The organism is Micromonospora sp. LHW51205 (assembly GCF_003315815.1).
Lineage (GTDB): Bacteria > Actinomycetota > Actinomycetes > Mycobacteriales > Micromonosporaceae > Micromonospora > Micromonospora chalcea.
Genome location: NZ_QMEZ01000003.1, coordinates 22,712 through 46,218, shown reverse-complemented (window position 1 = coordinate 46,218; position 23,507 = coordinate 22,712). Strand labels below are relative to the sequence as shown.

Sequence of the window (23,507 nt, the reverse complement as noted above, 5' to 3'; positions counted from 1 at the left end):
GCTCAGGCCGGGATCGCGTCGAGCGTGCGGCGCAGGATCTGCTCGTTGCCGGCGGTGCCGCCGCCGAAGCTGCTGATCGTCACCGTGTACGTGCCCTTGCCGTCGATCAGCACCGCCTCGCCGCGCACGTCCTTGACCGCGAGGTAGCCCCGCTCGCCCCGGTCCAGGTCGACGACCTTCTCGTACTGCTGGCCGGCCTGCTCGTGCTGGTAGTCGTAGGTGGCCTTGCCGGCGGTGGCCGAGGCCGTGGTGACCGCCAGCTGGGCGATGCCGTCGCCGAACGAGCAGTTGCCCTCGTCGCGCAGCTTCCGGTTGACCAGTTCGGAGACCTGGGCGGCGGTGAACGGGCACGGCGGCCGCACGTCGTCCACCGCGCCCGCGTCGGTGTCGCCGCCGTCCTCGCCCGCCACGGTGTCGGCCGCGCCTCCGTCGAGCACGTCGCCGCCGGAGTCGCACCCGGCCGGCGCGAGCAGGGCGAGCAGCAACAGGGGCAGCGCCAGGCGGGCGCGGTGGAGACGGGCGGTCCGGGCCGGTGTGAGCGCGTCAGTTGCCATGCCTGCGACGCTAGGCGCGACGTCACCGCCGGTAATCGGGGGTTTCCCTATGCGGTGACCTTGGCGGCAGGCTCGCGCGCCCCGGTAGGCGGCGCGTCCGGGCCGCCGCGCCGCCCCACCCGGACGGCGAGCCGATCCAGGTAGCCGACCATGAGCGCGACGAACAACACCACGAACAGGATCAGCATGGGCAGCGGCAGGACCAGGCCCAGCGGAAGCTCGCCCCCGGCACCGAAGGCGCGGCCGGCGATCATCTGCACCAGCGCGGGAGCGGTGAGGCTGTCCGGGCCCCGGCCCACGAGCATCGACCACAACGGCGACTGGGCGTGTGCCAGCCAGGTCGGCAACGCGGTCACGGCCAGCATCGGCAGCGCCGGCAGCAGCAGCGTACGGCCGGCGCCGCCGCCGGAACGCCACCGCTCGTGCTGGCCCCGGAACAGCAGCGTGAACGCGAACAGCGCGGGCACCGACAGCCAGGTCGGCGGCACCAGGCCGAGGAACAGGCCCAGCTGTTCGCGCTCCGTCGTGCGTTCGAAATTGGCGATGGCCAGCGGGCCGGCGCCGACGAACAACCACGGCGCGAACGGCACCAGCAGCAGCTCGCTCCAGCGCCCCAGCGGGCGCAGCGCGCCGATCCCGAAACCGGCCAGCGCCGCGACCGTCACCGCGACGAGTGTGGACAGCAGCGGCGGCACCCAGGTGTTGGCGAACAGGTTCGCCGTCTCTACCCCCTTGGGCAGGGGCCCGGTGTCGGCGGAGAAGTTCCGCAGCCACGGCAGCGACGCCCAGACGGTCACGCCGAGGACGACGACGAGCGCGACAGCGGTCAGCCCGACGAGCAGCGGCCGGCGGCCGGTGAAGGACTCCGCCTCCCGGACGGCCGGGCCGTCCCGCCAGCCGTCGAACTCGATGCGCAGCCGGGTGGCCAGGATGAGCGCCGCCGCGGCCAGCCCGAGCAGCCCGAGCAGCACCAGCAGCAGCGTCGACGTGGCGGACCCGACACCGAAGCGCATCGTCCGGAAGGTGGTCTGCACGGCGGTGAACACCGGCGTCGCAGTGGATTCGCCGCGCGGCCCGCCGCCGGTCAGGATCACCGGGGCGGTGTAGGTCTGCAGGGCGGCGGCGAGGACGCCCAGGCCGAGCAGCCCGCCGACGGTCAGCATGGCGGGCGCGGGCCGCTGGTCGGGGTCCCGCCGGCGCAGGGCGCTCAGGTACAGCGTCGCGGCCACCGCGACGACCAGCCCGAACGTCACCTGTGCCAGCGCCGAGACGAGGAACGTCCGGGGGGACTGCAGATCCTGGGTGAGGGTGCCGTCCTCGATGCCCTCGGCGCGCCGGCCGAGGTACACCGCGACCGGCGCGTACGCGGCGAGCGGCAGCGCCAGCACGCCCCGGGTGACCAGGCGGGCGACCCGGCCGGCCCGGTCGGCGAGGACGGCGAGCAGCGGCGCGGCGAGCAGCGCCACCGCCAGCGGGATCAGGGCGAGCAGCACCGCGAACCCGACCTGCCCGGCGAAGCCGGAGGTGAGGGCGGCCTCGTAGTTCGCCGTACCGGCCGACTCGCCCGAGCCGCGCGGCCCGTCACCCTGGAAGCTGCGGGCCACTGTGGACAGGGTGGGCAGGACGTACGACCAGACCCAGGCGATCACGGCCGGGACGATCAGCGCCAGCCCGATCAGGGTCTGCGCCGGGCGGTTCGGCTGGGTGTGCTGGGGCGCTGGCGCCTGCGGTGTTGCCGGCTGATTCATCGGGACATCCACCCTCGAAGATCGACGATCACGGCCGTCGCGACGGTAACCGATGCCGTCCACGTCGGCAGCGCGACCGGACCGCTGCCGGGCGGGGCGGCTACTGTCGCAACCGTGCGGAGCAAGCAGGAGCTGACCACGGCGATCCGGGGACGACGGCGGGCGGCGCTGGTGGTCAACGCCCACTCCCGCCGTGGCCGGCGGCTCTACGACACCGTCCACGCACGCCTGCGCGCGGCCGGGTTCACGCTGCTCGGCGCGTACCCGGTGGACCGGCCCGGCGAACTGGACCGGGTACTCGCCGAGGCCGCCGACCTGGGCCCGGACCTGCTGGTCACCGGCGGCGGCGACGGCACCGTCGGCGCGGCCGCCCGGCTGCTCGCCCACCGGGACGTCGCGCTGGGTCTGCTGCCGCTGGGCACCACCAACAACTTCGCCCGCACCGTCGGCGTGCCGCTTGACCTGGACGCCGCGATCGCGGTGCTCACCGACGGCAAGGTGATCGACGTCGACCTGGGCCTGATCGGCGACACCCGGTTCACCAACCACGTCGGGATCGGGCTGTCCGCCGACATCATGCAGGCCGCGTCGCCGGGGCTGAAGCGGGCCGCCGGGCGGCTCGCGTACCCGATGACCGGGCTGGGTCTGCTGGCCCGGCACCGGCCGCTGCGCGTGACGGTCCGCGCCGAGGGACGCGAGCACACGTTCACCACCCATCAGGTGTACGTGGCAAACGGCGGTTTCCACGCCGGCCGCCCGATCACCGCCGACGCCACCGCCGACGACCGGCTGCTGGTCGCGTACCCGGTGGGTGGGCCGACCCGGCGCGGGCTGCTGCGCGAGACGGCGCGCAACGCGGCGGCCGGCCACCGCCGCACGCTCGGCGACGAGCCGTTCCTGGCGGTACGCCAGCTGTGGCTGGACACCGACCGGCCGGCCCGCATCGAGGTCGACGGCGAGCCGTACGGGCAGACCCCGGTCCGGATCGGTCTGGACCCGAACGCGCTGCGGCTGATGGCCCGGGCGGACAGCCCGGACCACTGAGCCGGTCAGGCCCAGTGCTCCTCGTCGGGCAGCGGGATCTCCGTGTTCTGCTCCACTGCGTCGGCGGCGGTCAGATCGTCGCGCACCGACTCGCCCAGGCCCGCCCGGTCGCTCGGCGGGCGCAGCACGCCCTGCTCGGCCAGGTCCGCCTCGCTCGCCTCGGGCACCGCCCTGTCGACCGTGTCGGGTGGCCCGACGAGCGTCTCGTCCTGCCGCTGTTCCTGCGCGTCGGCCTCGGGCGGGCGGCGCAGCGCGTCCTCGCTCACGCCGTGCGCCGCACGTACGGGGCGCTCCGGTCGGCCACGTCGCCGTACTCGGCGGGAAGCTGCGTGACGACCTGGGCGTACGCGGCCGGGTCGACGGCGTCGCGCAGCACGTCGAACACCGCCGTGATGCCGTCGCGGGCGGCGTCCACGTCCACGTCGGCGCGTCCGCTGACCCGCTCCACGAACACGTCGAGCCCGAACGGCTCGGCCGCCTCGGCCGGGCCGAACGCGTAGGCCCGCAGCGCCTCGGGCAGCTGGTCGGCAAGGTCGCGGGCCTCCCCACCGTCGATCCGCTCGGCCAGCGTCGTCAACGTCGCCCGGGTGATCGCCGTGGCCTGCTCCGCGGACGCGCCGCACCGCCGGGCCACCGCGCCGATGAACTGATCCTGGTCCATCTCGCCGCCTTCCTCCGCTGGGATTGCCGGATTCCCACGCTGGACGTCGGCAAACGGGTCGCGAGCCCGAGGCGCCGGCGCCGCCGGGCCGGGGGTAGCGTGCAGCCCGGAACCCGCAGCAAGGAGGCCCCGACAGTGCAGCCGACGACCGTGGACGTGCCCACCCCCGACGGAACGGCGGACGCCTACCTGGCGCGGCCGGACTCCGGTGGCCCCTTCCCGCCCGTCCTGCTGTTCATGGACGCCTTCGGGCTGCGGCCCCGGGTGGCGGAGATGGCCGCGACGATCGCCGAGCGCGGATACGTCGTGCTGGCGCCCAACCTGTTCCACCGCGCCGGACGCGCCCCGCTGATCGACCTCGGCGCGCTCGCCGACGACAGCCGCCGCGGCGCCCTGTTCGAGAGCATCGGGCCGATGATGGCCGCGCTGACGCCGGAGACGGTGGCCCGGGACACCGCCGCCTACCTGGACTTCCTCGCCGCCCAGCCGGACGTCGCGCCGGGTCCGGCGGCGATCACCGGGTACTGCATGGGCGGCATGAACGCGCTGCGCGCGATCGAGGCGCTGCCGGACCGGATCGCCGCGGCGGCCGCGTTCCACGCCGGGCGGGTCGTCACCGACGCGCCGGACAGCCCGCACCTGGGCCTCGGCGCGGTGAGCGGCGAGCTCTACTTCGGGCACGCCGACGCCGACCCGTCGATGACCGCCGAGCAGATCGCCGTGCTGGAGAAGGCGCTGGACGCGGCCGGTGTCACCTACCGCTCCGAGGTCTATCCCGGCGCCCGCCACGGCTACACCCAGTCGGACACGCCGATGTACGACGAGCAGGCCACGAAGCGGCACTGGGCCGCGTTGTTCGACCTGCTCGACCGCACCTTCGGGCGCTGATCCGGGCGCCGGCCGGGCCGGGCGGACGATTCACCGGCACGGGGGCGGGTAACCGGCGACATGGCCGACCGCCCTCGCGACACCGTCCGCTCGCCCCTGGACCGGGTGGTCGAGCGGGGCGGCAGCGCCCTCGCCCGGGCCCGTGCCGAGGGCGGCATGGCCAGCCGGAACCGGATGCGCCAACTGGAGATCACCTTGGTGATCTCCGCGCAGGCCGGGCTGGCCGCGGCGCTCGCCGCGCTGCTCGCCCAGTGGCTGCTCGGCTCCGGCGGGCACGTCTTCGCCCCGGCCGCCGCGGTCGGCACCATCGCCACCGCGATCGGCCAGCGGGCCCGGCGCACGTTCGAACTGCTCATCGGCGTGGGCCTCGGCATCGTGGTCGGTGACCTGCTGCGCGCCCTGCTCGGCAGCGGCTCCTGGCAGACGGGCCTGGTGGTCACGCTCGCCATCGCCACCGCGCTGCTGGTGGCCGGGCGCGGCGGCGCGCTGGTCGGCCAGGCCGGTGGTACGGCGGTGCTGATCGCCACGCTCGCGCCGGTGCAGCCCGGCCTGGAACTGCCCCGGCTCTTCGACGCGCTGGTGGGCGGGCTGGTCGGCCTGTTCGTGGTGGCGCTGCTGCTGCCGGTCAATCCGATCCGGGTGCTGGGCAAGGCGGTGGAGCCGGTGACCGCCGGGCTCACCGCGCAACTCGACGCCGTCGCGCACGCGCTGACCCGGCGCGACGCCGACGAGGCTCAGCGCGCGTTGGAGGACCTGCGCGGACTCGAGCCGGACATCGGGCGGCTCAACGACGCGCTCAGCGGGGCCGAGGAGGTGGTGACCATCGCGCCCGTCCGCTGGCGCCGCCGGGCCCAGTTCCACAGGTACGCCGAGGCGACGCAGCACCTGGAACGGCTGGTGCTCTACGCCCGGTCGATCGCCCGGCGCTCCGCCACCGCGTTGCAGTACGACGAGCCGATCCCGCCCGCGCTGCCGGACGCGGTGGTCCGCCTCGGCGCGGCCACGCGGGAGCTGAACCGGGCCTGCCGCGGCGGCGACGACGAGGACCTGGAACGCACCCGGGAGTTGGTGCGGGAGGGCGCGGAGCTGGCCGGACGCGCGTGGTCGCAGGGGGTGCGCACCTACGGCGAAGCGATGATCAGCGACCTGCGGACCGCGCAGAGCGAGCTGCTGCGGGCCACCGGCTGCCGGGCCGAGGACGCCAACGGCAGCGTGCGCCGGGCCGCCGGCGCGGGCGAGGCCGAAGCGCGCCCGCCGATCCGGGCCCGGATGAGCCGGCCGGTCCGGCGCCGGGTGGCCGGGCGGGGCGTGCCCGGTCGGCGCCCGGACATGTTCCGCCCGCCGACCCGCGTCGGCTGAACGCCGCCGAAGGCCACCGGGCGTCAACTGGCACCTGCCCCGGCCGGTCCGGCTCGTTAGCGTCGGCCCATGGACACCCGTCACGCCGCGCTGGTCGCGCGGTTCGCCGCGCTGACCACCGCTCACGTCGCCGACGCCTGCCTGCGCGCCGGCGTCGAGGTCCGGTGCGCTCCGGCCGCCGTACGCCCGGTGCTGCCCGGGCGGCGGCTTGCCGGGCCGGTCCGCCCGGCCCGGCACGTCGGCAGCGTGGACGTCTTCCTCGAGGCGATCGAGCGGGCCGCCGAGGGGGACGTGCTCGTCGTCGACGACGGCGGGCGCACCGACCGGGCCTGCGTCGGCGACCTGGTGGTGCTGGAGGCGCGGGCCGCCGGGCTGGCCGGCCTGGTGGTGTGGGGCGCGCACCGCGACACCGCCGACCTGGTGGCGGTCGGGCTGCCGGTGTTCAGCCTCGGCGCCACCCCGAGCGGGCCGCTGGAGCTGGACCCGCGCCCGGACGGGGCGCTGGAGCACGCCCGGGTCGGGTCGTTCACCGTCGGCCCGCGGGACCTGGCCCTGGCCGACGACGACGGCGTGCTGTTCGTGCCCGCCCACCGGGCCGGGGAGCTGTTCGACCTGGCCGAGTCCATCCGGGACACCGAGCGGCGGCAGGCCGACCGGATCCGGGCCGGCGAGTCGCTGCGGTCGCAGGTCGGCTTCGCCGCCTACCTGACGGCCCGCGCGGCCGACCCGGCGCTGACGTTCCGGGCGCACCTGCGCGCCGTGGGCGGCGCGATCGAGGAGTGAGCCGCTCAGCCGCCGCGCGCCCACAGCGCCAGGCGTACCCGGTTGGGGCTGCCGGTCTTCGTCATCAGGCTGGTGATGTGCGTCTTCACCGTGGTCACGCCGATGTGCAGCCGGTCGGCGATCTCGGTGTTCGACAGTCCGTCGGCCACCAGGTCCAGCACGTCCCGCTCGCGGGCGGTCAGCTCGGCCGCGCGCCGGGGCGCGCCGGCTCGGGCGTGCACCGCGCGTTCGACCAGCCGGCGCAGGATCTCCGGGCTGAACGGGCTGTCCCCGGCGGCGGCGCGGCGGATGCCGTCCAGCAGGTCGGCCGGGGGCGCGTCCTTGAGCAGGAAGCCGCAGGCGCCGGCGGTCAGCGCCGGGTAGAGGTGGTCGTCGTCGCCGAACGTGGTGAGCACCATGATCCGGGTGGCGGGCCGGTCGGCGAGGATCCGGCTGGTCGCGGTGATGCCGTCGACGCCGGGCATCCGCAGGTCCATCACCACCACGTCGGGCCGTAGCCGGGCGGCGAGGGCGATCGCGTCCCGGCCGTTGTCGGCCTCGCCGACCACGTCGAGGTCGGGCTGGGCGTCGCAGAGCATCCGCAGACCGGCCCGGATGAGGTGCTGGTCGTCGACCAGCAGCACCCGGATCACGCCGGCTCCGGCGCGCCCGCGCGGGGGCGGGGCGTGTCGGGGGCGGGCCCGGCCGCCGGCAGCACGGTCCGTACCCGCCAGCCGGACCCGGTGGGCCCGGCCTCCAGCCGACCGCCGAGCACCTCCACCCGTTCCCGCATGCCGACGATGCCGTGGCCGCCGCCGGAGGGCACCCCGGCCGGCGCCGCGCCCCGCCCGTCGTCGGACACCGCCCAGTGCACCGCGCCGTCCTCGACCGACACGGTCAGCTGCGCCCGCGCCGCCGCGCCCGCGTGTTTCGCCACGTTCGTCAACGCCTCCTGGGTCAGTCGCAGCACCGCCTGGCCGCGTACCGCGTCGAGCGCGCCGACAGCCGGGTCGACGTCGGCCTCCACCACCACGCCCGCCTGCCGGGCCCGGTCCACCGCCGCGCCGAGCGCCGCCGGAAGCGCCGACGGCTCGATCGCGGTCAGGGCGGCGTCGCCGCGTACGCCGTCCGGGTCACGCAGCACCGCCACCAGCCGCCGCAGGTCGGTCAGCGCCGCCGTGCCGGTGGCGTGCACGTCGTCGAACACAGCGCCGACTCGCGGGTCCAGGTCGGGCAGCACGTGCCGGGCCACCCCGACCCGCAGCACCATCGACGCGACGTGGTGCGCGAGCACGTCGTGCAGTTCCCGGGCGATGGCGCCGCGCTCGTCGGCGCGGGCCGCCCGGCTCTCCGACTCGCGCCGGCGCCGGTCCGCCTCGGCCCGCTCCTCGGCCTGTCGGCTCAGCTCCCTCGTGGTCCGCACGACCAGCCCGAGCAGCAGGGGCAGGCAGACGGTGACGGCGAGCCCGAACAGCCCGGTCAGCGCTGTGCGGACCGGTTCGCCGATCAAATTGGTCAGGTCGACGGCGGCGAGCAGCCCGGCGCCGAGCCAGATCGTGCGCGGCCGGGTGGCCCGCATGGTCAGCTCCAGCAGCGCCCAGCTCGCGCCGACCTGGTTGATCATCACGTCGTCGACCAGCGGGAACGCCGCCGCGAGCAGCGCCGACTGGAGGAGCAGGTTCAGCAGCGGCCGGCGGTGGCACAACAGCGCCAGGAGAAACGCCGGGACCGCCAGCGCCCACTGCGTTCCGGTGGGCCCGGGGCGGCCGTGCACGCCGACGACCAGGTAGCCGATGCCGCTGAGATCCAGCAGCAGGATCCGCGCGAGCGTGTCGCGTGCGTCGAACAGCCGACCGACCCAGCCCACCGCGTCAGCCTAGGCAACCGGGGCGGCCGGGGCCACCGCGTTGGCTCGCCGCCGCCGGACGGCGCGCAGTCCGAGATGGACGGCCAGCCCGAGCGGGCCGAGCAGGACGGTGAGCAGCAGCACCGGAGCGGTGAGCAGGGCCGGCAGCCCGCGCTCCCGCGCGTCCTGCCAGATCCACCGGCCGACGAACAGGTCGAAGGCGATCATGTGGGCCCAGGCCGCCGCCGCGCCGTCTGCGGTGCCGAGCAGGTCCCGCAGCCCGTCGAGGGTGGGCGCTGTCACCACCGGCAGCACCGTTCCGAGCGACGGGAGCACGAGGACGGCGTAGACCAGCAGCACCGGCGCGACGATCAGCGGTGAGCCGACGATCCGGGCGGTCCAGGACCAGCGCGGCGCGAGGATCATCAGCGCCCAGAACGGGGCGGCGAGCAGGAACGTCAGGTCGAACAGGATCCCGGTCATCCGACGAGCACCACCCCGGCGCGGCGGGCCCGGCGCGCCAGCACCAGCGCGGAGGCGGTTGCCGTGGCCGCCACCAGCACTCCCGCCGCGGCGAGCGTGAGCGCGTCCGGGGCGAGCAGCGGCTGCCCGCGCAGGGCCTGGGCGGTCACCAGCAGCGTGAGTCCCGCGTACGCGGCCCCGCCGACGAGCACCAGCCGGGCCCGGGTCAGCCCGTCCAGCCGCCGGCCGAGGAACCGGTCGAGCAGGATCGCCAGCAGCGGCAGCGCCTGCAGCGCGTGCATCCCGACGAAGTGCCCGACGCGCAGGTCGCCGCCGGTGGTGCTCCAGCCGAGCAGCGGCAGCCCGGGACCGCCGTCGGGCACCCCGACGCTGTGCGCGCCGCTGATCCCGGCCGGCGCTCCGGCGGGCTGCCGCATGACCATCGGGAACGCGACGACCATGCCGAGCAGGGACACGGCGAGGCCGAGCCGTACCGCGTATCCGCCGGCGCGGTCCGCGAGCGACCGGCGGGACAGCACGACCGCCAGCACGAGCTGGGCGGCGAACAGCACGGTGATCGCCGCGCCCATGACGCTGTACAGCATCGCGTCCAGTGTCGTGGCGCCGTTGAAGTGGCTCGCGGTGCCGCGCAGCACCTGGCCCACGATGATCGTCATCTCCAGCACCGCCATGGCCACGATGAGTGTGGCCGCCCGCTCGGCGGCCCGGCTGCGGCGCGGCAGCAGGGACAGCATCCAGGCCAGCGTGACGCCGTAGAGCACGAACGAGATCGCGAACTTCAGCGGCTTGGCCCAGATGGGCGCGCCGGTCAGCACGCGCGGGTCGGCGACGACGCCGACCGCGGCGACGACGGTGAGCACCGCCATCGCGGACACGAGGAGCATCAGGGGGCGGTGCCATCCGGCCGCCCGGTTCCGCACGGTAGTCATGCCTGTAGATGCTGGTGGCGGACCGGGACCCGCGCGCCCGTCCGCAGGCCGCGTCCGTGACCCCGGGTCGGAGCGCGCCTCCTACCGGGGGAGGAGGCGGAGCGGTCAGTCCGGCAGCCGGGGCATCTCGACGCCCGGATCGCGGCCGAGCAGCACCCCACGGGTCAGCGCCCGTGATCCGAAGCGGTCGCGTACCGCGTCGACGGCGGCGTCCAGCGCCGGACCCGGGTCGGCGGTGAACGGCAGGGCCAGCTGGGTGTGCCCGCCGCCGAGGTTTGCCACCGAGACGCCGAGCAGCGTGACGCCGCGCAGCGCGATCTGCGGCAGCGCGGCGCCCAGCAGGTCACGGGCGGCGTCGCGCAGCGGCGCGGTCTGCGCGGTCGGCTCGTCGAGCGTGTGCGACCGGGTGACCCGCGTGTAGTCGGCGAAACGCAGCCGCAGCGTCACCGTGCGGCCGGTGCGCCGGGCCGCGCGCATCCGCCCGGCCACCCGGTCGACCAGACCGGCCAGCACCGCGTCCAGCTCGGCGGGGGAGTGCGGGCCGCGCCCCAGCGCGTGCTGCGCGCCCATCGAGGAGCGGCGGCGGCCCACCTGCACCGCCCGGGGGTCGCGGTTGTGCGCCAGGGCGTGCAGGTGCCGGCCGGCGCCCGCGCCGAGCAGCGACACCAGCGCCGGCTCGTCCAGCCGTGCCACCTGCCCGACGGTACGGATGCCGCGTTCGCGCAGCCGGGCGGCGGTGACCGGGCCGACGCCCCACAGCCGCTCCACCGGCAGCGGGTGCAGGAACGCCAGTTCCCGCTCCGGCTCGACCACCAGCAGCCCGTCCGGCTTGGCCACGCCGCTGGCGACCTTCGCCAGGAACTTCGTCCGGGCCACGCCGACGGTGATCGGCAGGCCGACCTCGCGGCGTACCCGCTCCCGCAGCGTGGCCGCGACGGCGGCCGGCGTTCCGGCGAGCCGCCGCAGCCCGCCCACGTCGAGGAACGCCTCGTCGATGCTGAGCCCTTCGACCAGCGGGGTGGTGTCCCGGAAGATCTCGAACACCGCCCGGCTGGCGGCCGTGTACGCGGCCATCCGGGGCGGCACCACGATCGCGTCCGGGCAGAGCCGCCGCGCCTGCCGGCCGCCCATGGCGCTGCGCACGCCCCGGGCCTTGGCCTCGTAGCTGCACGCGAGCACCACGCCGCCGCCGACGATCACCGGCCGGCCGCGCAGCCGGGGGTCGTCGCGCTGCTCGACCGAGGCGTAGAACGCGTCCAGGTCGGCGTGCAGGATGGTGGCCTCGCTCGACACCCCGCCATCCTCGCACACATGTTCGAACAGGCGCGGCTGACCTGCCCGGACGCACGCGACCGGCCGGCGGATGGCTCCCGCCGACCGGCCGCGTGCGCCTCACCGTCCGTAGACCTCGAACTCGTAGAGCGAGAAGCCGTACGAGGTCGCCCGCGTCACGCCGTACATCCGCACGTAACGGGCGCTGACCGGGGCGAACGTCACGTTGTCGACGCCGCCGTTGCCGGTGGTGGTGCTGAACACCGGCTGCCAGGAGTTGCCGTCAGCGGAGACCTCGATCCGGTAGCCGGTGGCGTACGCGGCCTCCCACCGCAGCACCGCCCGGCTGATCGTCCGGGCCGAGCCGAGGTCGACCCGCAGCCACTGGTTGTCGTTGTAGCTGCTGGCCCAGCGGGTGCCGAGGCTGCCGTCGACCGCCTTGGCCGGGGTGTTGCTGGTCAGGAACTGCGTGCTGGACGCGGTGGCGGTACGGCCCTGCGCCAGGTTGGTCACCGTGTCGCCCCGGCGCGCCGGGAACGACACGACCTGCTGGTACGTGGGCCGGTTCTGCCAGCCGATCAACGGGTGGGTGATGCCGCCGAGCCCGGACTGGGCGATCGCGTCGGCGCACCACTGGTCCCCGGCACCGCAGGACGAGTCACCCGGGTAGACGGTGGCCGCCGGGGCGGCGGTGGCCTGGCCGAGCGTGTCCAGCAGCGCCTGCCGGCACGCGCCCAGGTTGCCGTTGCCGCAGTACGTGCGCCCGAGCCCGCCGGCCACCGGGTCGCCGAGCACCGCGCGCAGGTCCTTGTCGACGTAGCCCCACCAGCCGTACTGGAACGCCGAGCCCTTGTGCGCCTGGCCCTGCGACGCCCAGCTCACGCTGCCGTCGCGCGCCGCGTTCTGCCCGCCCGAGGGCGACTCGTTGACCTGCAGCGCGTCGACCAGCGCGCCGTACAGGTCGGGGCCGAGGCCGGGCCGGAACTGCGCCGCCGCCAGCAGCGGCCACCAGGCGTCGAAGATCCGGATGGCGTCGGCGTGCTGGTAGACTTTCGAGCCCGGTGACGTCTCCACCCGGCGGGACCCGGCCTGCTGCCAGGCCCGCAGCTTGGTCACCGCGGCGGCGAGCGCCGGGTCGGTGACCGGCGTGCTGTCCAGCACCCGCAGCAGTTCGCCGAGGACCTGCTGGCCACGCAGGTCGGTGACTCCCGCCTCGGCGGTGATCCGGACGACGTCGGCGCGGCTGAGCTTGCGCTGGGCGATGGCGGCCTTCACCGGGCCGTCGAGCAGTTGACCGCGGTGCACCGCGCCGTAGCTGAAGTTGCCGTCGGCCGCGCCGAAGTCCCGCGCCTGCTTGTTGTTCCAGCTGACGTAGTAGTCCTGGTTGACCGACTGCGGGTGGGCCGACGCCGGTGCGTAGGTGGCGTCGTTGGTGTCCGGGTTCCAGCCGACCCACTCGTACGCCGGCTCGGCCTTGGCCGGCAGGTTCGGGTCGAGCGTGGCCGGGCGGACCGGGTTCGCGCCGGAGTTGTAGTACGCCGCCTCGGTCGAGTTGACGTAGAACCAGTTGAACGCGTACCCGACGTTCGCGGCGGACGCCTGGAACGCCGCCGCGCTGCGCATCGCCGCCGGGTCGTTGAACGCCTGGAAGCCGATCGCCGAGTCGGCCTCGTGGCGGTAGGTGGAGCGCAGCTTCGTGAACGCGGTCGGCTGCCCGTTCACCATGCCCCGGTAGGCGACCAGCCCGTACTTTGTGCGCAGCGCGCGCAGCGTGTACGCGCCGGCCGGGGTGGAGTCGGCGAGCGTCGGCGACCACGAGTTGCGCTTCTCCAGCACCTCCATGGCCACGCACTGACCGCGGTAGAGGTAGCGGTTGGAACGCAGCGTCGGCGCGGTGCCGTCGGTGGTGCACAGCGGCACCGCGTACGTGTCGGTCAGGTCCTGGGAGGCGGAGGTGGCGCTCCACGCGTAGTCCTGGCCGCGGCCGAGCAGCACGTAGAGGTTCAGCCCGGCGAACGCGGCGCCGCGCGCGCTGATCCCCGGCCCCTGCAGTTCCTGGAGCATGAGCAGCTGCGGGGCGAAGTAGCCGGTCTGCGGGCCGAACACGGCCACCGGGTTGCCGGTGGTGGTGTGCCGGCCGGAGACCACCACCGCGTTGGACATGCCGTGCGTGCGCAGGGTGGACAGGCCGCCGAGCAGGTCCTTGGTGGCGGCGCTGCTGCCGGTGCGGGCGGCGGCCCCGCCGGTGGCGTCGTACGCGAGCGGCTCGGCGACCACGGTGCCCGCGTCCGGCAGCACCGCGCTGGTGGCGCCGGGCGGTGTCGCGCCGTACGGGAAGCTCTGCCCGTCGTGCAGCGTCAGCACGGTCTCCGGGTCGTTCTGCGAGCGGAACGCCGCCCAGACCCGGTCGCCCTCGGTCGGGCCGTACTTGGCGCGGGCGGCCACCCGGACCAGCGCGGACCGGACCTCGCTGCCGCCGCCTCCGCCGAACAGCCCGCCGATGACGCCGGCGGTGGCGATCAGGTCGGTCATGGTGAAGTGCTTGGGCTTCCCGGCGCCGGTGAGCACGTACTCGCCGGGGTAGTTGTCGTCGGCTATCGACTTGTCGATGTAGGCGTTGATGCCGGCGATGTAGTCGGCCACGTCGGTGTAGAGCTGCTGGCCCCGGGTGCCCTTGAGGCGCAGCGCGTCCACCTGGGCCTGGAGGTCCGCCTCGGTGTAGGGCGAGTTGGCCCAGACGCTCTGCTCCAGCTCGCGGTTGCCGGGGGCGCCACCGGCGAACGAGCTGACGTTGCCGCGGCCGACGTGCCGCAGCAGGTCCATCACCCAGAGCCGGTCCTGGGCCCCGGCGTACCCGGCGCCGAACATGGTGCCGCCGCGGGTGGTGCCGGTGACGTGCGGGACGCCGGTGGCCTTGTCCCGCACGATGGTGACGTCCGAGCGTGGCGAGATCCTGCTCTCGACCTGGGCGTCGGGGACGCCGAACGAGGCGTCGTTGTAGAAGTGGGCGATCTGCTCGTCGGTCAGCCCGGCGTAGTTGTAGACCAGGTTGGCGTACTCGTCGAGCTGGTCGCTGGAGTGCGCGGGCCGGGTGCCGAGCGTCTGGTGGGCGAGGATCGCCACGAGCGTGGCGTTGCCGTTCTGCCCGGGCGGCAGGATGTCGGCGCACTGGCCGAGGCAGTAGTCGTCGGGGGTGAACGTGGTGGCGGCGAGCGCCGGTGACGGCGCGATGACCGTCAGGACGCTCGCGGTGAGGGCGGCGGTGGTGAGCGCCGCGAGGCGGGCACGGATGGCGGGTAATGGCATGGCGATCCTCCGGGGGACGCGGAGTAGGGCCGTTCGGTACGCCCGGCTGACGGCGTCTCGGCCTCCGCGCCCGGGCGTCCTGCCCGGAGGTGAGAATGACTCATATCTATCTGCGGGCAATGATCGGGGCACCACCGCCGTCCGGGATAGCCGTCGTTCACCAGTCGTCAATGCCGACGTTTCGCCGTCATCCCGGCCGTAACGACGCGGTGGGGGTGGCGCCGTTGCCACCCCCACCGCTCTCCCCGCCGGTGCGCCGTCAGTGCTTGTGGAACGACTGGCGCACCACACCCCCCACCAGCGCGCACCAGGTGGTGGTGCTGATCTTGCCGTTGGGCGGTAGTCCGTGCAGGCGCTGGAGGTCCTTCACCGCCGTGCGGGTGGCGTGGTCGTACTCGCCGGTCTCGATCACCTCGGCGTAGCCCTTGGCGGCGAGCATGAACTGCGCCGCGGCCACCGGGACGCCGGTGGACTTCTGGTCCAGCTCCGGGGCGAGGGTCTCCCAGGTCGGCGCGGTCAGCGTGGCGTCGACGTCGACCGGGATGCCGTTGCGCGCCTGCCAGTCCTGCACGGCGGCGACGGTGGCCGCGTCGAACACCCCGGTGACCGGCACGGTGTAGCCGCGGAACGTCAGCAGGCGCTGGGCGACCTGGACCACCGGGCCGCCGACGAAGCGCCAGATGTCCGGCCAGCGGCGGGCCGGCACGTCGCCGAGCCTGGTGCCGAGCTGCTTGAACACCGCGCGGCGCAGCGCCGGGAACTCCCGGTAGAACATCGCGCCCGGGCAGAGCGTGGCCCGGAAGTCCCAGTGGCCGAAGATGTCGTGGGCGTGCAGCCCGTACTGCCGGCAGATCGCGGCGCACAGCCGGGCGAGGGAGTCGAGCAGTTCCTCCGGCGGCGTCTCGGTGACGTACGTGCCCTCGTTCTCGATGCCGATGGCCCGCCCGTTCTCGCCCGGGCAGTGCGCGGAGATCATCTGCCGGTCGCCGGCGCGCAGCCGGTCCAGGCTGCCGTGCCGTCCCTCCAGGACGTGGCCGCCGCGGCTGACGGTGAAGTGCTGCCCGGTGTCGGACCAGCCGTTGCCGTCCATGTGCAGGTCCTGGCAGTCGCGGGCGAGCTGCTTGGCGTGCTCCTCGGAGTAGTCCGTGACGTTCGGGAACGCCATGTGGTGCACGATGATCTTGTTGGTGGGGGTCGCGCTCACCGACAGCGGATCGGCCGGCGGGCGGGCGGCCCACTCGTCGCAACTGATGATCCAGTCGAGGTCCGCGCCCGGCGCGGCGTGCGCGGCGGCCGGCCGGACGAGCTCGCTCCCGACGACCGCGACCGCGGCGGCGCCGAGACCGGCCCGCAGCAGCGTACGGCGGTCCAGCTCGGGGTGGTCGAAGTGCATTCCGCCTCCTCGATGGCCCGGCCGGGGCCGGGTGATGTAAAGGAACTCCAACGGCTGCGCGCGAGGTGGAGAATATTGCCAAGGCGGCGCGGCGCGCCAGAGGACAAAAGCGACGTTCGCCGGGCCGCTCCTACCGCCGGAGTAGGCGATCTCACGTCCGCTGACCGGGACGGACCATGTCGCGTCGTGATCGGCCGTGGCAGCCTGGACCCGTGCAGTCGCCCAGCCCGGCCGGGATTCTCGTGCTCGTCGCGGTGCTCGCGGCCGCCACCGCGTTCGGCTGGTGGCGCCGCCGCCATGACGGGCGGCTGCGCGCCGTCCGGAAGTGCCCATCGGACGCCGCCGCGCCGCACCGGGCCACCCTCACTGCCCTCGGGGTACGCCCCGGCGAGCGCACGCTGGTGCAGTTCTCCGCCCCGGTCTGCGCGCCCTGCCGGGCCGCCCGCCGGGTCCTCGCCGACGTCGCCGCCCGCCTCGACGGGGTCACGGTGCTGGAGGTCGGCGTGGACGAGCACCTCGACGCGGCCCGGGAACTGGACGTGTGGCGTACCCCGACCGTGCTGGTGGTGGACGGCGCCGGCCGCGTCGTGCGCCGGGCCGCGGGCGTGCCCGACCGCGACGAGCTGATCGCCGCGCTCACCGCCGGGGCGGCCCGATGACCGGCGTACGGCTGACCCGTCGCCGGGTGGTGGACCACGGGCGGCTCGCCGCGAGCCTCTGTGCGCCGGTCCGTCCCGCCTGACCGACCGCCCCCGCACGAACGGACCCACCCCATGCTGCTCGACCCCCGGGGACCGCGCTTCGCCGCCGTCCTCACCACAGTCGTCCTCGCCGTTGTCCTCGTCACCGGCTCCGGGCTGCTCCTGCTCGCCCAGGCCGTCGTGTTCGCGCTCACCGCGCTCAACCCGCGCCTCGGCCCGTACGGGCTGCTGTTCCGCGCCCTGGTGGCGCCCCGGCTGGACCCGCCGGCGGAGCTGGAGCCGGTCGCCCCGGTGCGCTTCGCCCAGCTCGTCGGCCTGGTCTTCAGCGTCGTCGGCGCGGCCGGCTGGCTCGCCGGGATGCCCGCCCTCGGCCTGGCCGCCACCGGCGCGGCGCTGGCCGCGGCGTTCCTCAACGCCGCGTTCGGGCTCTGCCTCGGCTGCGAGGCGTACCTGACGATCCGCCGTCTGACCGGGCGGCCGCTGGCCGGCCGGGTGGCGGCGCCCCCGCGCTGACCGCCCGCCCGTACGCTGGCCCCGGCGGATGGGGGAGGGGCATGGCAGGTCGCGCACGGCTGGACCGGCGCAGCGTGCTCGTCGCGGCGGGCGGACTCGCGGTGGCCGGGATCGGCGTGCCGGTCGGCCTGGCCGCCACGAACGACCGGCCACCGCCGCCCGCGCCGCGCGGACGGCGGCCGATCAGCATGGCGATGCACCTGCACGCCTCGTTCAGCGAGGGCGTGGCCAGCTACGCCGCCCACCTCGACCAGGCCCGCCGCAATGCCGTCGACGTGCTCTGGTGGACCGACCACGACTTCCGGGTCGCCGCCCACGACCACCGCCGGGTCGTCCACTTCGACGGCCCGGAGGAACGCGAGGGCGGGCTGGCCTGGACGTGGCAGCCGGCCACCGAGGGGCGGCTCGCCGCGTCGGCCGCCGACTTCGTGGACGTCCCCGATGCCCCCGACGGCCCCGGCCGCGCGCTGCGCCTGGTCGCCGCCGGGACCGGCGCCCACTGGTACGCGGGCAAGGCGTGGAACTGGACGCACACCTCCAACATCTCCGACACCACGCTGCACCTCGACGTACGCCCCGAAGCCGCCGGCCGGGACGCCACGCTCACCGTGGAGATCGCGCTGTCGCACCACCCCGCCGGACCCGGCCGCCCCGCCGGGCAGCTCGTGCTGCGCTACCGCCTCGGCGGCGTCGACACGGTCCGGCACTCGGTCGACGGCCGTTTCGGCACCGTGGAGCGGCCCGCCCCGGCCGGCGCCTGGCAGCGGCACACGTTCGAGCTGCTCGCCGACGTGCGGCGGCTCTGGCCCGGCCTGGTGGCGGGCGACAACTCGCTGCGCGGGCTGCGCCTCGGCGTCACGGTGGCAGGAGGCGCGCGCGGCGCGTACCTGGTGGACCGGCTCGTCTTCGACCGCGCCCGCCGCGCCGGGCAGGCCGGCGAGGAGATGCGCGCCGAGGTGCTGCGCGGCTACGACGGGGCGTACCCGGGCGTGACCCACCACCGCGCGTACGAGGTGTCGATGGTGCGGCACCTCAACTGGTTCGGCGGCGACGGCACGCTGCCGAGCTTCCCGTCCCCGCCGTACCGGGACAACGACGTCGAGGCCACCGAGAAGATGGTGCGGTTCCTGCACTCGCACGGCGGGGTGGTGTGCTGGAACCATCCGCTGGACACCGAACGCCGCGAGTCACTGGCCCGGCTGCTGGTCAGCCGCAACGCGCTCGGCGTCGACCTGATCGAGATCGGGCGCCGGCCGGTCGAGGACTACCTCTGGGCGTACGACGTGGCGGCCCGCAACGCGATCCCGCTGACCGCCGTGGGCGTCACCGACGACCACGACGGCACCGACTGGCGGGCCGGCCGGGACCGGAACGTCACCTCCGTCTGGGCGGCCTCGACCGGCCGTGACGACCTGGTAGCGGCGCTGCGCGCCGGGCAGGCGTGGTTCGCCGACCTGGCCGGCTACCGGGGCGCGCTGGACCTGGAACTCGGTGGCCGCAGCGGCATGGGCGCGCTCGCCGTGCTCGCCGAGGACACCGTCCCGGTGCGGCTGCGCGCCACCGACCTGCCCGCCGGGGCCACACTGGAGGTGGTCACCGGCGAGGTCGACCGGGCCGGTGTCGCGGACCCGACTCCGGCGGTCCGGGTCGGGCGGGTCCCGTGGCGGCAGTTGCGGGCGGGCTGGCACGACCAGCCGGTGCGCGTCGGCGCCGGCACGTACGTGCGCACCCAGGTACGCGACCGCGAGGGCGAGATCGTCGGCGCCAGCAACCCGATCTGGCTGCTCCGCACCCCTCCGCCCGCAGGCATCCCCCCACCCCGCCGCCTCTGACCGCCACCCTCCGCCTGTTCCGTCGATCATGAAGTTGACGGCGATGTCGGTCCCTTTTGTCCACGCCAACCTCATGATCAACGAGGTGAGGGTGGTTGCCGGGATCTGGTACTCGTGGCGGTGTGTCCGAAACCGACCACCTACCGCGCCGCGCCGTGCCGCGCGGGCGCCCGGCCGCCGACCGGCGGCCGGAAGCAGCCGTTGCGCCGATGGCCGGCCGCCCCGGCCCGGTGAGAATGACCAGCGAGGCGGCATCCGACACCCGCCCGTGGGACGCGGTGGAGTCTGTCGCATGAGCGGCTGGGAACTGTCCGGCTACACGCCGGTCCGCCGGCTCGGCGCCGGCGCGTCCGGCAGCGTCGTGCTCGCCACCCACGACCGGACCGGCACCCCGGTCGCCATCAAGTACCTGGTCCGCGACCTGGGCGAGGACTCGTCGTTCCGGACCGCATTCCGCGCCGAGGCCCGGCTGCTCGGCGAGATCGACGACCCGCACGTCAGCCGCCTCTACGAGTACGTGGAGAGCCCGCACGGCGCGGCCATCGTGATGGAACTGGTCGACGGCGTGTCGCTGCGCCAGATGCTGCGCGCGCACGGCCCGACCACGCCCGAGGCCGCGCTCTGCGTCCTCAAGGGCTCACTCGCCGGCCTGGCCGCCGCCCACGCCCGCGGTGTCGTGCACCGCGACTACAAACCGGAGAACGTGCTCGTCACCGGCGCCGGGCTGAGCAAACTCGCCGACTTCGGCATCGCCATGCCGGTCGGCCAGGGCTCCGACACGACTGTCTCCGGCACGCCCCGCTACATGGCCCCCGAGCAGTGGACCGGCGCCCCCGCCGCCCCGACGTGCGACGTCTACGCCGCCACCGCCACGTTCTTCGAATGCCTCACCGGCCGGCCCCCGTACCAGGGACCGGACCTGCTCTCGCTGCGCGACCAGCACGCCTTGGCGCCGATCCCCGCCGAGGCGGCGCCCCCGCCGGTGCACGAGCTGCTGCGCCACGGCATGGCCAAGCGCCCCGACGAGCGGCCCGAGTCCGCCGAGGCGTTCCTCGGCCTGCTGGAACAGGTGGCCGGCGCCGGCTACGGCCCGCAGTGGGAGGAACGCGGGCTGCGCGAGCTGGGCCGCCGGGCGGCGCTGCTGGCCGCGCTGTGGCCGTTCCCCGAGCGGGCCGAGGGGGCCACCGCCGTCGCCCACACCGAGGTGGCGGACACGGCGCTCGGCGCGCGCTCCGGCCGGCGCGGACTGTTCCGCAAGGGCCGCACCCGTACCGCGCTGGCCGCCGGAGCCCTGGCCGCCGCCGTCGTGGCCGGCGGCGCCGGCTACAGCTACGCCGCCAACGACGGCACCGACGCCGCCGCCCCCACCGGCCCGGCGAGCGCCGCCCCGGCCACCACGACCGCGCCCACACCGGACCCGACCGCCGCCGGGACGCCGAGCCCGTCGCCGACACCCACCCCGCCCACCACGTCACCACCGCCCGCGCCGTCCGCCACCCCGGACCGGACCGGGTCGCCGACCCGCGCCGGCACGCCCACCCCCAGCGCGTCGCGCAGCACCACCCCGCCACCGCCGGACGTGACCGCGCCGGTCGTGGACGGGGTACGCGCCGACCCCGGCGAGCTGGACCCGAAGGGCTGCCCCTACGGCGCGAAGAGCAGCACCGTCACCGCCACCGTCACCGACGACCGCAGCTCCCCGGCCGCGCTGACCGTCACCTTCGGCTACACCCTCGACGGCGCCACCGGAACGGTCCGGATGGCCACCGCCGGCCGCGGCGTGTTCACCGGCACGCTCGGCCCGCTGTCCACGCCCAAGCGCAGCGCCCGCATCCCGATCCGGGTCACCGCCGCCGACGCCGCCGGCAACACGACCACCTCGGCGTCACCGGTGTACGTGACGCTCTACCACGACTGCACCCCCGGCTAGGAGTACGACAGTGCCCGCTGCCCAGCACCGCAGCCCGTTCCGGGGACGTCCGGCGTGACCCGGCCCGACGAGCCCACCGAGGCGCTGCCGACCCGCGCCCTGCCGGTGACCCCGCCCGGGGACGCCGATGCCGCCGAGCCGACAGTCCACCTCGTCGCGCCCCGCGCCGCCGCCGAGGCGGAGCCGACCGTTTCTCTGTCTGCGGTGAACGGCGAGCCGACGGTGTCGCTGTCCGTGGACGGCGCGGAGCCCACTGTGCCACTCGCCCGGCCGGAGGTGGACCGCTCGCCAGATGCCGAGCCGACCGTCCACCTGAGTCCGGCTCCGGCTCCGGCAACGGCTCCGATTCCGGCCCCGGGCACCGTGACCGGGCAGGCGACAGTGCGTCCGCGGCCGGCGCCGCCGGCCAGGGGCCCGGGCGTGGAGCCGACCGTCTCGTGGCAGCCCACCGGGGTACCGCATGGGCACCAGGCCGGCGGGCCGCCGGCGGCGACGGGCGCCGGGGCGTACCCGGATCGGACCGTGGGCGCGCGGGCGCCCAGCGGCGTCCCGGCGCCCGCGCCCGGCGGCGAGTTGCGCTTCGGGCCGGGCGTGCCGGTGACGCCGCCGCCCGCGCCGCCCTGGCCGACCGCGCCCCCGATCCGGCCGCGACCGGTCTGGCGGCGTGTCGTCTCGGTGCTGTCCACGCTGCTCACCGCCGCGCTGCTGCTCACTGTCGGCCTCTACCTGTGGCAGCGGCTGCGCCCGATGGAGGTCGAGCAGGTGTCGGTGGCGGCGAACCGGCCGGCCGGTGTCGCGTGCGACGTGACGGTGGACGTGGTGGCCACGGTACGGACCAACGGGCGCGCCGGAACGATCCGCTACCAGTGGTTCCGCTCGGACGGCCCGCCCGGCGCGGTGCTCACCGAGCGGGTCGGCAGCGGGCAGCACACCGCGACCCTCACCCTGGAGTGGACGTTCTCCGGAGTGGGCACGACAGTCGGCACGGCCACCGTCAACATCATCGAACCGGCGCCGATGCAGGCCGGCACCCGCGTCAGATACCGCTGTCCCGGCGGCTGACCGCGTTTCCCCGCGCGCGGGTCCGGGTAGCCCCACCCGAACAAACCTGGACCACGTACGTGGAGGCCCTTCGATGAGAGACAACTTCGGGGACGCGGTGGGCGACGCGTTCCGTTCGGTGATGCTGTTCCTGCCCAAGGCGGTCGCGTTCGTCGCGATCCTGATCGCCGGCTGGCTGATCGCCAAGGCCGTGCTGAAGCTCGTGGACAAGGTGCTGGAGCGGGTCCACTTCGACCGGGCCGTCGAGCGCGGCGGCATCAAGACCGCGCTGGCCCGCTCCAAGTACGACGCCAGCGACATCGTCGCCAAGCTCGCCTACTACGGCGTGCTGCTGGTCACGCTCCAGCTCGCGTTCGGCATCTGGGGCCCCAACCCGATCTCCGACCTGATCGCCGGTGTGATCGCCTGGCTGCCCCGGGCGTTCGTCGCCATCGTCATCGTGGTGGTCGCCGCGGCCATCGCCCGTGCGGTGAAGGACATCATCTCCAGCGCGCTCGGCGGCCTCTCCTACGGCCGGGTGCTGGCGAACCTCGCCTCGGTGTTCATCCTGGGCCTCGGCGTCATCGCCGCGCTCAACCAGATCGGCGTCGCCACCACTGTCACCACTCCGGTGCTGATCGCGGTGCTCGCCACCGTGGGCGGCATCCTGGTCGTCGGCGTCGGCGGCGGCCTGGTCCGGCCGATGCAGAGCCGCTGGGAGAACTGGCTGACCCGGGCCGAGGAGGAGTCGCGCACCATCGCCACGCACGCCCGCGCGTACCAGGCCGGGCGCCGCGACGTCGAGGCCCGCCTGGCCGCCACCGGCCCGTACGCGGACTCCGAGCTGACCCAGCCGGTGAGCCGGGACGCCGAGGCGGACCGCACGCAGCCCGTCCCCGCGTACCCGGCCACCCCGGCCGCCGCCGGTGCGGACGCCACCGAGCCGGTGCCGGCGGAGGCCACGCAGCACATTCCGGCGTACGCGGACTCCGACCGCACCCAGCCGGCCACGCCGCGTCAGCCGACCGCCGAGCAGGCCGCGGACAGCGAGGCCACCATGGTCATCCCGCAGGCCGACGTGGAGAAGTTCCGCCGCTGACCTGGCGGCAGTGACACTCGGGGCGGGACCGCACGGTCCCGCCCCGATCTCGTGCCCGCCGGGGGACCACCGGGGCGCCTCGCGGCGGATAGGATCCCGGCATGACCTGGCGATGTTGATGCCCTACTGAGCGACGAGGCCGCGGG

General features: G+C 75.2%; 21 protein-coding genes. 10 read left to right on the top strand and 11 right to left on the bottom strand.

The features are described from left to right. Positions 1-2: 2 nt before the first annotated feature. Positions 3-554: a hypothetical protein gene (locus DQE82_RS12530; protein WP_113972763.1), complete on the bottom strand. Its 552-nt coding sequence runs from the start codon at positions 552-554 to the stop codon at positions 3-5. A gap of 47 nt (positions 555-601) precedes the next feature. Then, a complete protein-coding gene (locus DQE82_RS12525; protein WP_233514653.1) occupies positions 602-2,302 on the bottom strand; it encodes a sugar ABC transporter permease in 1,701 nt (566 codons plus the stop codon). A gap of 114 nt (positions 2,303-2,416) precedes the next feature. On the opposite strand from DQE82_RS12525, the gene DQE82_RS12520 reads away from it, so the two are divergent. Continuing rightward, positions 2,417-3,346: a diacylglycerol kinase family protein gene (locus DQE82_RS12520; protein ID WP_113972762.1), complete on the top strand. Its 930-nt coding sequence runs from the start codon at positions 2,417-2,419 to the stop codon at positions 3,344-3,346. Between the two features lie 5 nt (positions 3,347-3,351). Here the strand turns inward: DQE82_RS12520 and DQE82_RS12515 are convergent, their stop codons facing one another. Further along, a complete protein-coding gene (locus tag DQE82_RS12515; protein WP_064445871.1) occupies positions 3,352-3,612 on the bottom strand; it encodes a hypothetical protein in 261 nt (86 codons plus the stop codon). After that, a complete protein-coding gene (locus tag DQE82_RS12510; RefSeq protein ID WP_069088632.1) occupies positions 3,609-4,007 on the bottom strand; it encodes a DUF2267 domain-containing protein in 399 nt (132 codons plus the stop codon). The genes DQE82_RS12515 and DQE82_RS12510 overlap by 4 nt, the downstream gene beginning before the upstream one ends. 135 nt (positions 4,008-4,142) lie before the next feature. On the opposite strand from DQE82_RS12510, the gene DQE82_RS12505 reads away from it, so the two are divergent. From DQE82_RS12505 to DQE82_RS12495, 3 genes are all read left to right on the top strand, one after another. Then, on the top strand, positions 4,143-4,895 hold the full coding sequence (locus tag DQE82_RS12505; RefSeq protein ID WP_069088633.1) for a dienelactone hydrolase family protein: 753 nt from the start codon (positions 4,143-4,145) through the stop codon (positions 4,893-4,895). 60 nt (positions 4,896-4,955) lie between these two features. After that, complete coding sequence (locus DQE82_RS12500; protein WP_113972761.1) at positions 4,956-6,254, top strand: aromatic acid exporter family protein; 1,299 nt, start codon at positions 4,956-4,958, stop codon at positions 6,252-6,254. 69 nt (positions 6,255-6,323) lie between these two features. Further along, positions 6,324-7,037, top strand: a complete 714-nt coding sequence (locus DQE82_RS12495) for an RraA family protein (protein ID WP_113972760.1) — start codon at positions 6,324-6,326, stop codon at positions 7,035-7,037. Positions 7,038-7,042: 5 nt separating this feature from the next. On the opposite strand, the gene DQE82_RS12490 is transcribed toward DQE82_RS12495, so the two are convergent. The 7 genes from DQE82_RS12490 to DQE82_RS12460 all read right to left on the bottom strand — a co-directional run bounded on the left by DQE82_RS12490 (position 7,043) and on the right by DQE82_RS12460 (position 16,245). Next, entirely contained in the window at positions 7,043-7,669 is a 627-nt protein-coding gene (locus DQE82_RS12490) for a response regulator transcription factor (protein WP_043323860.1), read from the bottom strand. Further along, complete coding sequence (locus DQE82_RS12485; RefSeq protein WP_064445876.1) at positions 7,666-8,883, bottom strand: sensor histidine kinase; 1,218 nt, start codon at positions 8,881-8,883, stop codon at positions 7,666-7,668. Before DQE82_RS12485 ends, DQE82_RS12490 begins: the two co-directional genes overlap by 4 nt. 9 nt (positions 8,884-8,892) lie before the next feature. Continuing rightward, entirely contained in the window at positions 8,893-9,345 is a 453-nt protein-coding gene (locus tag DQE82_RS12480; protein ID WP_064445877.1) for an ABA4-like family protein, read from the bottom strand. Then, positions 9,342-10,274, bottom strand: a complete 933-nt coding sequence (locus DQE82_RS12475; RefSeq protein ID WP_064445878.1) for a hypothetical protein — start codon at positions 10,272-10,274, stop codon at positions 9,342-9,344. Before DQE82_RS12475 ends, DQE82_RS12480 begins: the two co-directional genes overlap by 4 nt. A gap of 105 nt (positions 10,275-10,379) precedes the next feature. Beyond that, the gene (dinB, locus tag DQE82_RS12470; RefSeq protein WP_069088636.1) at positions 10,380-11,567 is read right to left on the bottom strand and encodes a DNA polymerase IV; all 1,188 of its coding nucleotides are present in this window, start codon (positions 11,565-11,567) and stop codon (positions 10,380-10,382) included. A 99-nt stretch (positions 11,568-11,666) separates the two neighbouring features. Further along, on the bottom strand, positions 11,667-14,852 hold the full coding sequence (locus DQE82_RS12465; RefSeq protein ID WP_113972759.1) for a penicillin acylase family protein: 3,186 nt from the start codon (positions 14,850-14,852) through the stop codon (positions 11,667-11,669). A 259-nt stretch (positions 14,853-15,111) separates the two neighbouring features. Next, positions 15,112-16,245, bottom strand: a complete 1,134-nt coding sequence (locus tag DQE82_RS12460; RefSeq protein ID WP_113972758.1) for an N-acetylmuramoyl-L-alanine amidase — start codon at positions 16,243-16,245, stop codon at positions 15,112-15,114. Positions 16,246-16,457: 212 nt separating this feature from the next. Here DQE82_RS12460 and DQE82_RS12455 point away from each other — a divergent pair, with 212 nt between their 5' ends. The 6 genes from DQE82_RS12455 (at position 16,458) to DQE82_RS12430 (ending at position 23,361) form a co-directional block, all read left to right on the top strand. Then, positions 16,458-16,904: a thioredoxin family protein gene (locus DQE82_RS12455; protein ID WP_231915435.1), complete on the top strand. Its 447-nt coding sequence runs from the start codon at positions 16,458-16,460 to the stop codon at positions 16,902-16,904. Positions 16,905-17,018: 114 nt separating this feature from the next. Beyond that, a complete protein-coding gene (locus DQE82_RS12450) occupies positions 17,019-17,459 on the top strand; it encodes a DUF4395 domain-containing protein (RefSeq protein WP_043323868.1) in 441 nt (146 codons plus the stop codon). A 41-nt stretch (positions 17,460-17,500) separates the two neighbouring features. Then, on the top strand, positions 17,501-19,291 hold the full coding sequence (locus tag DQE82_RS12445; protein ID WP_113972757.1) for a hypothetical protein: 1,791 nt from the start codon (positions 17,501-17,503) through the stop codon (positions 19,289-19,291). Positions 19,292-19,583: 292 nt separating this feature from the next. Beyond that, a complete protein-coding gene (locus DQE82_RS12440) occupies positions 19,584-21,221 on the top strand; it encodes a serine/threonine-protein kinase (RefSeq protein WP_113972756.1) in 1,638 nt (545 codons plus the stop codon). A 54-nt stretch (positions 21,222-21,275) separates the two neighbouring features. After that, entirely contained in the window at positions 21,276-22,283 is a 1,008-nt protein-coding gene (locus tag DQE82_RS12435; protein ID WP_113972755.1) for a hypothetical protein, read from the top strand. A 73-nt stretch (positions 22,284-22,356) separates the two neighbouring features. Then, positions 22,357-23,361, top strand: a complete 1,005-nt coding sequence (locus DQE82_RS12430; RefSeq protein WP_043323872.1) for a hypothetical protein — start codon at positions 22,357-22,359, stop codon at positions 23,359-23,361. Positions 23,362-23,507: the final 146 nt, after the last annotated feature.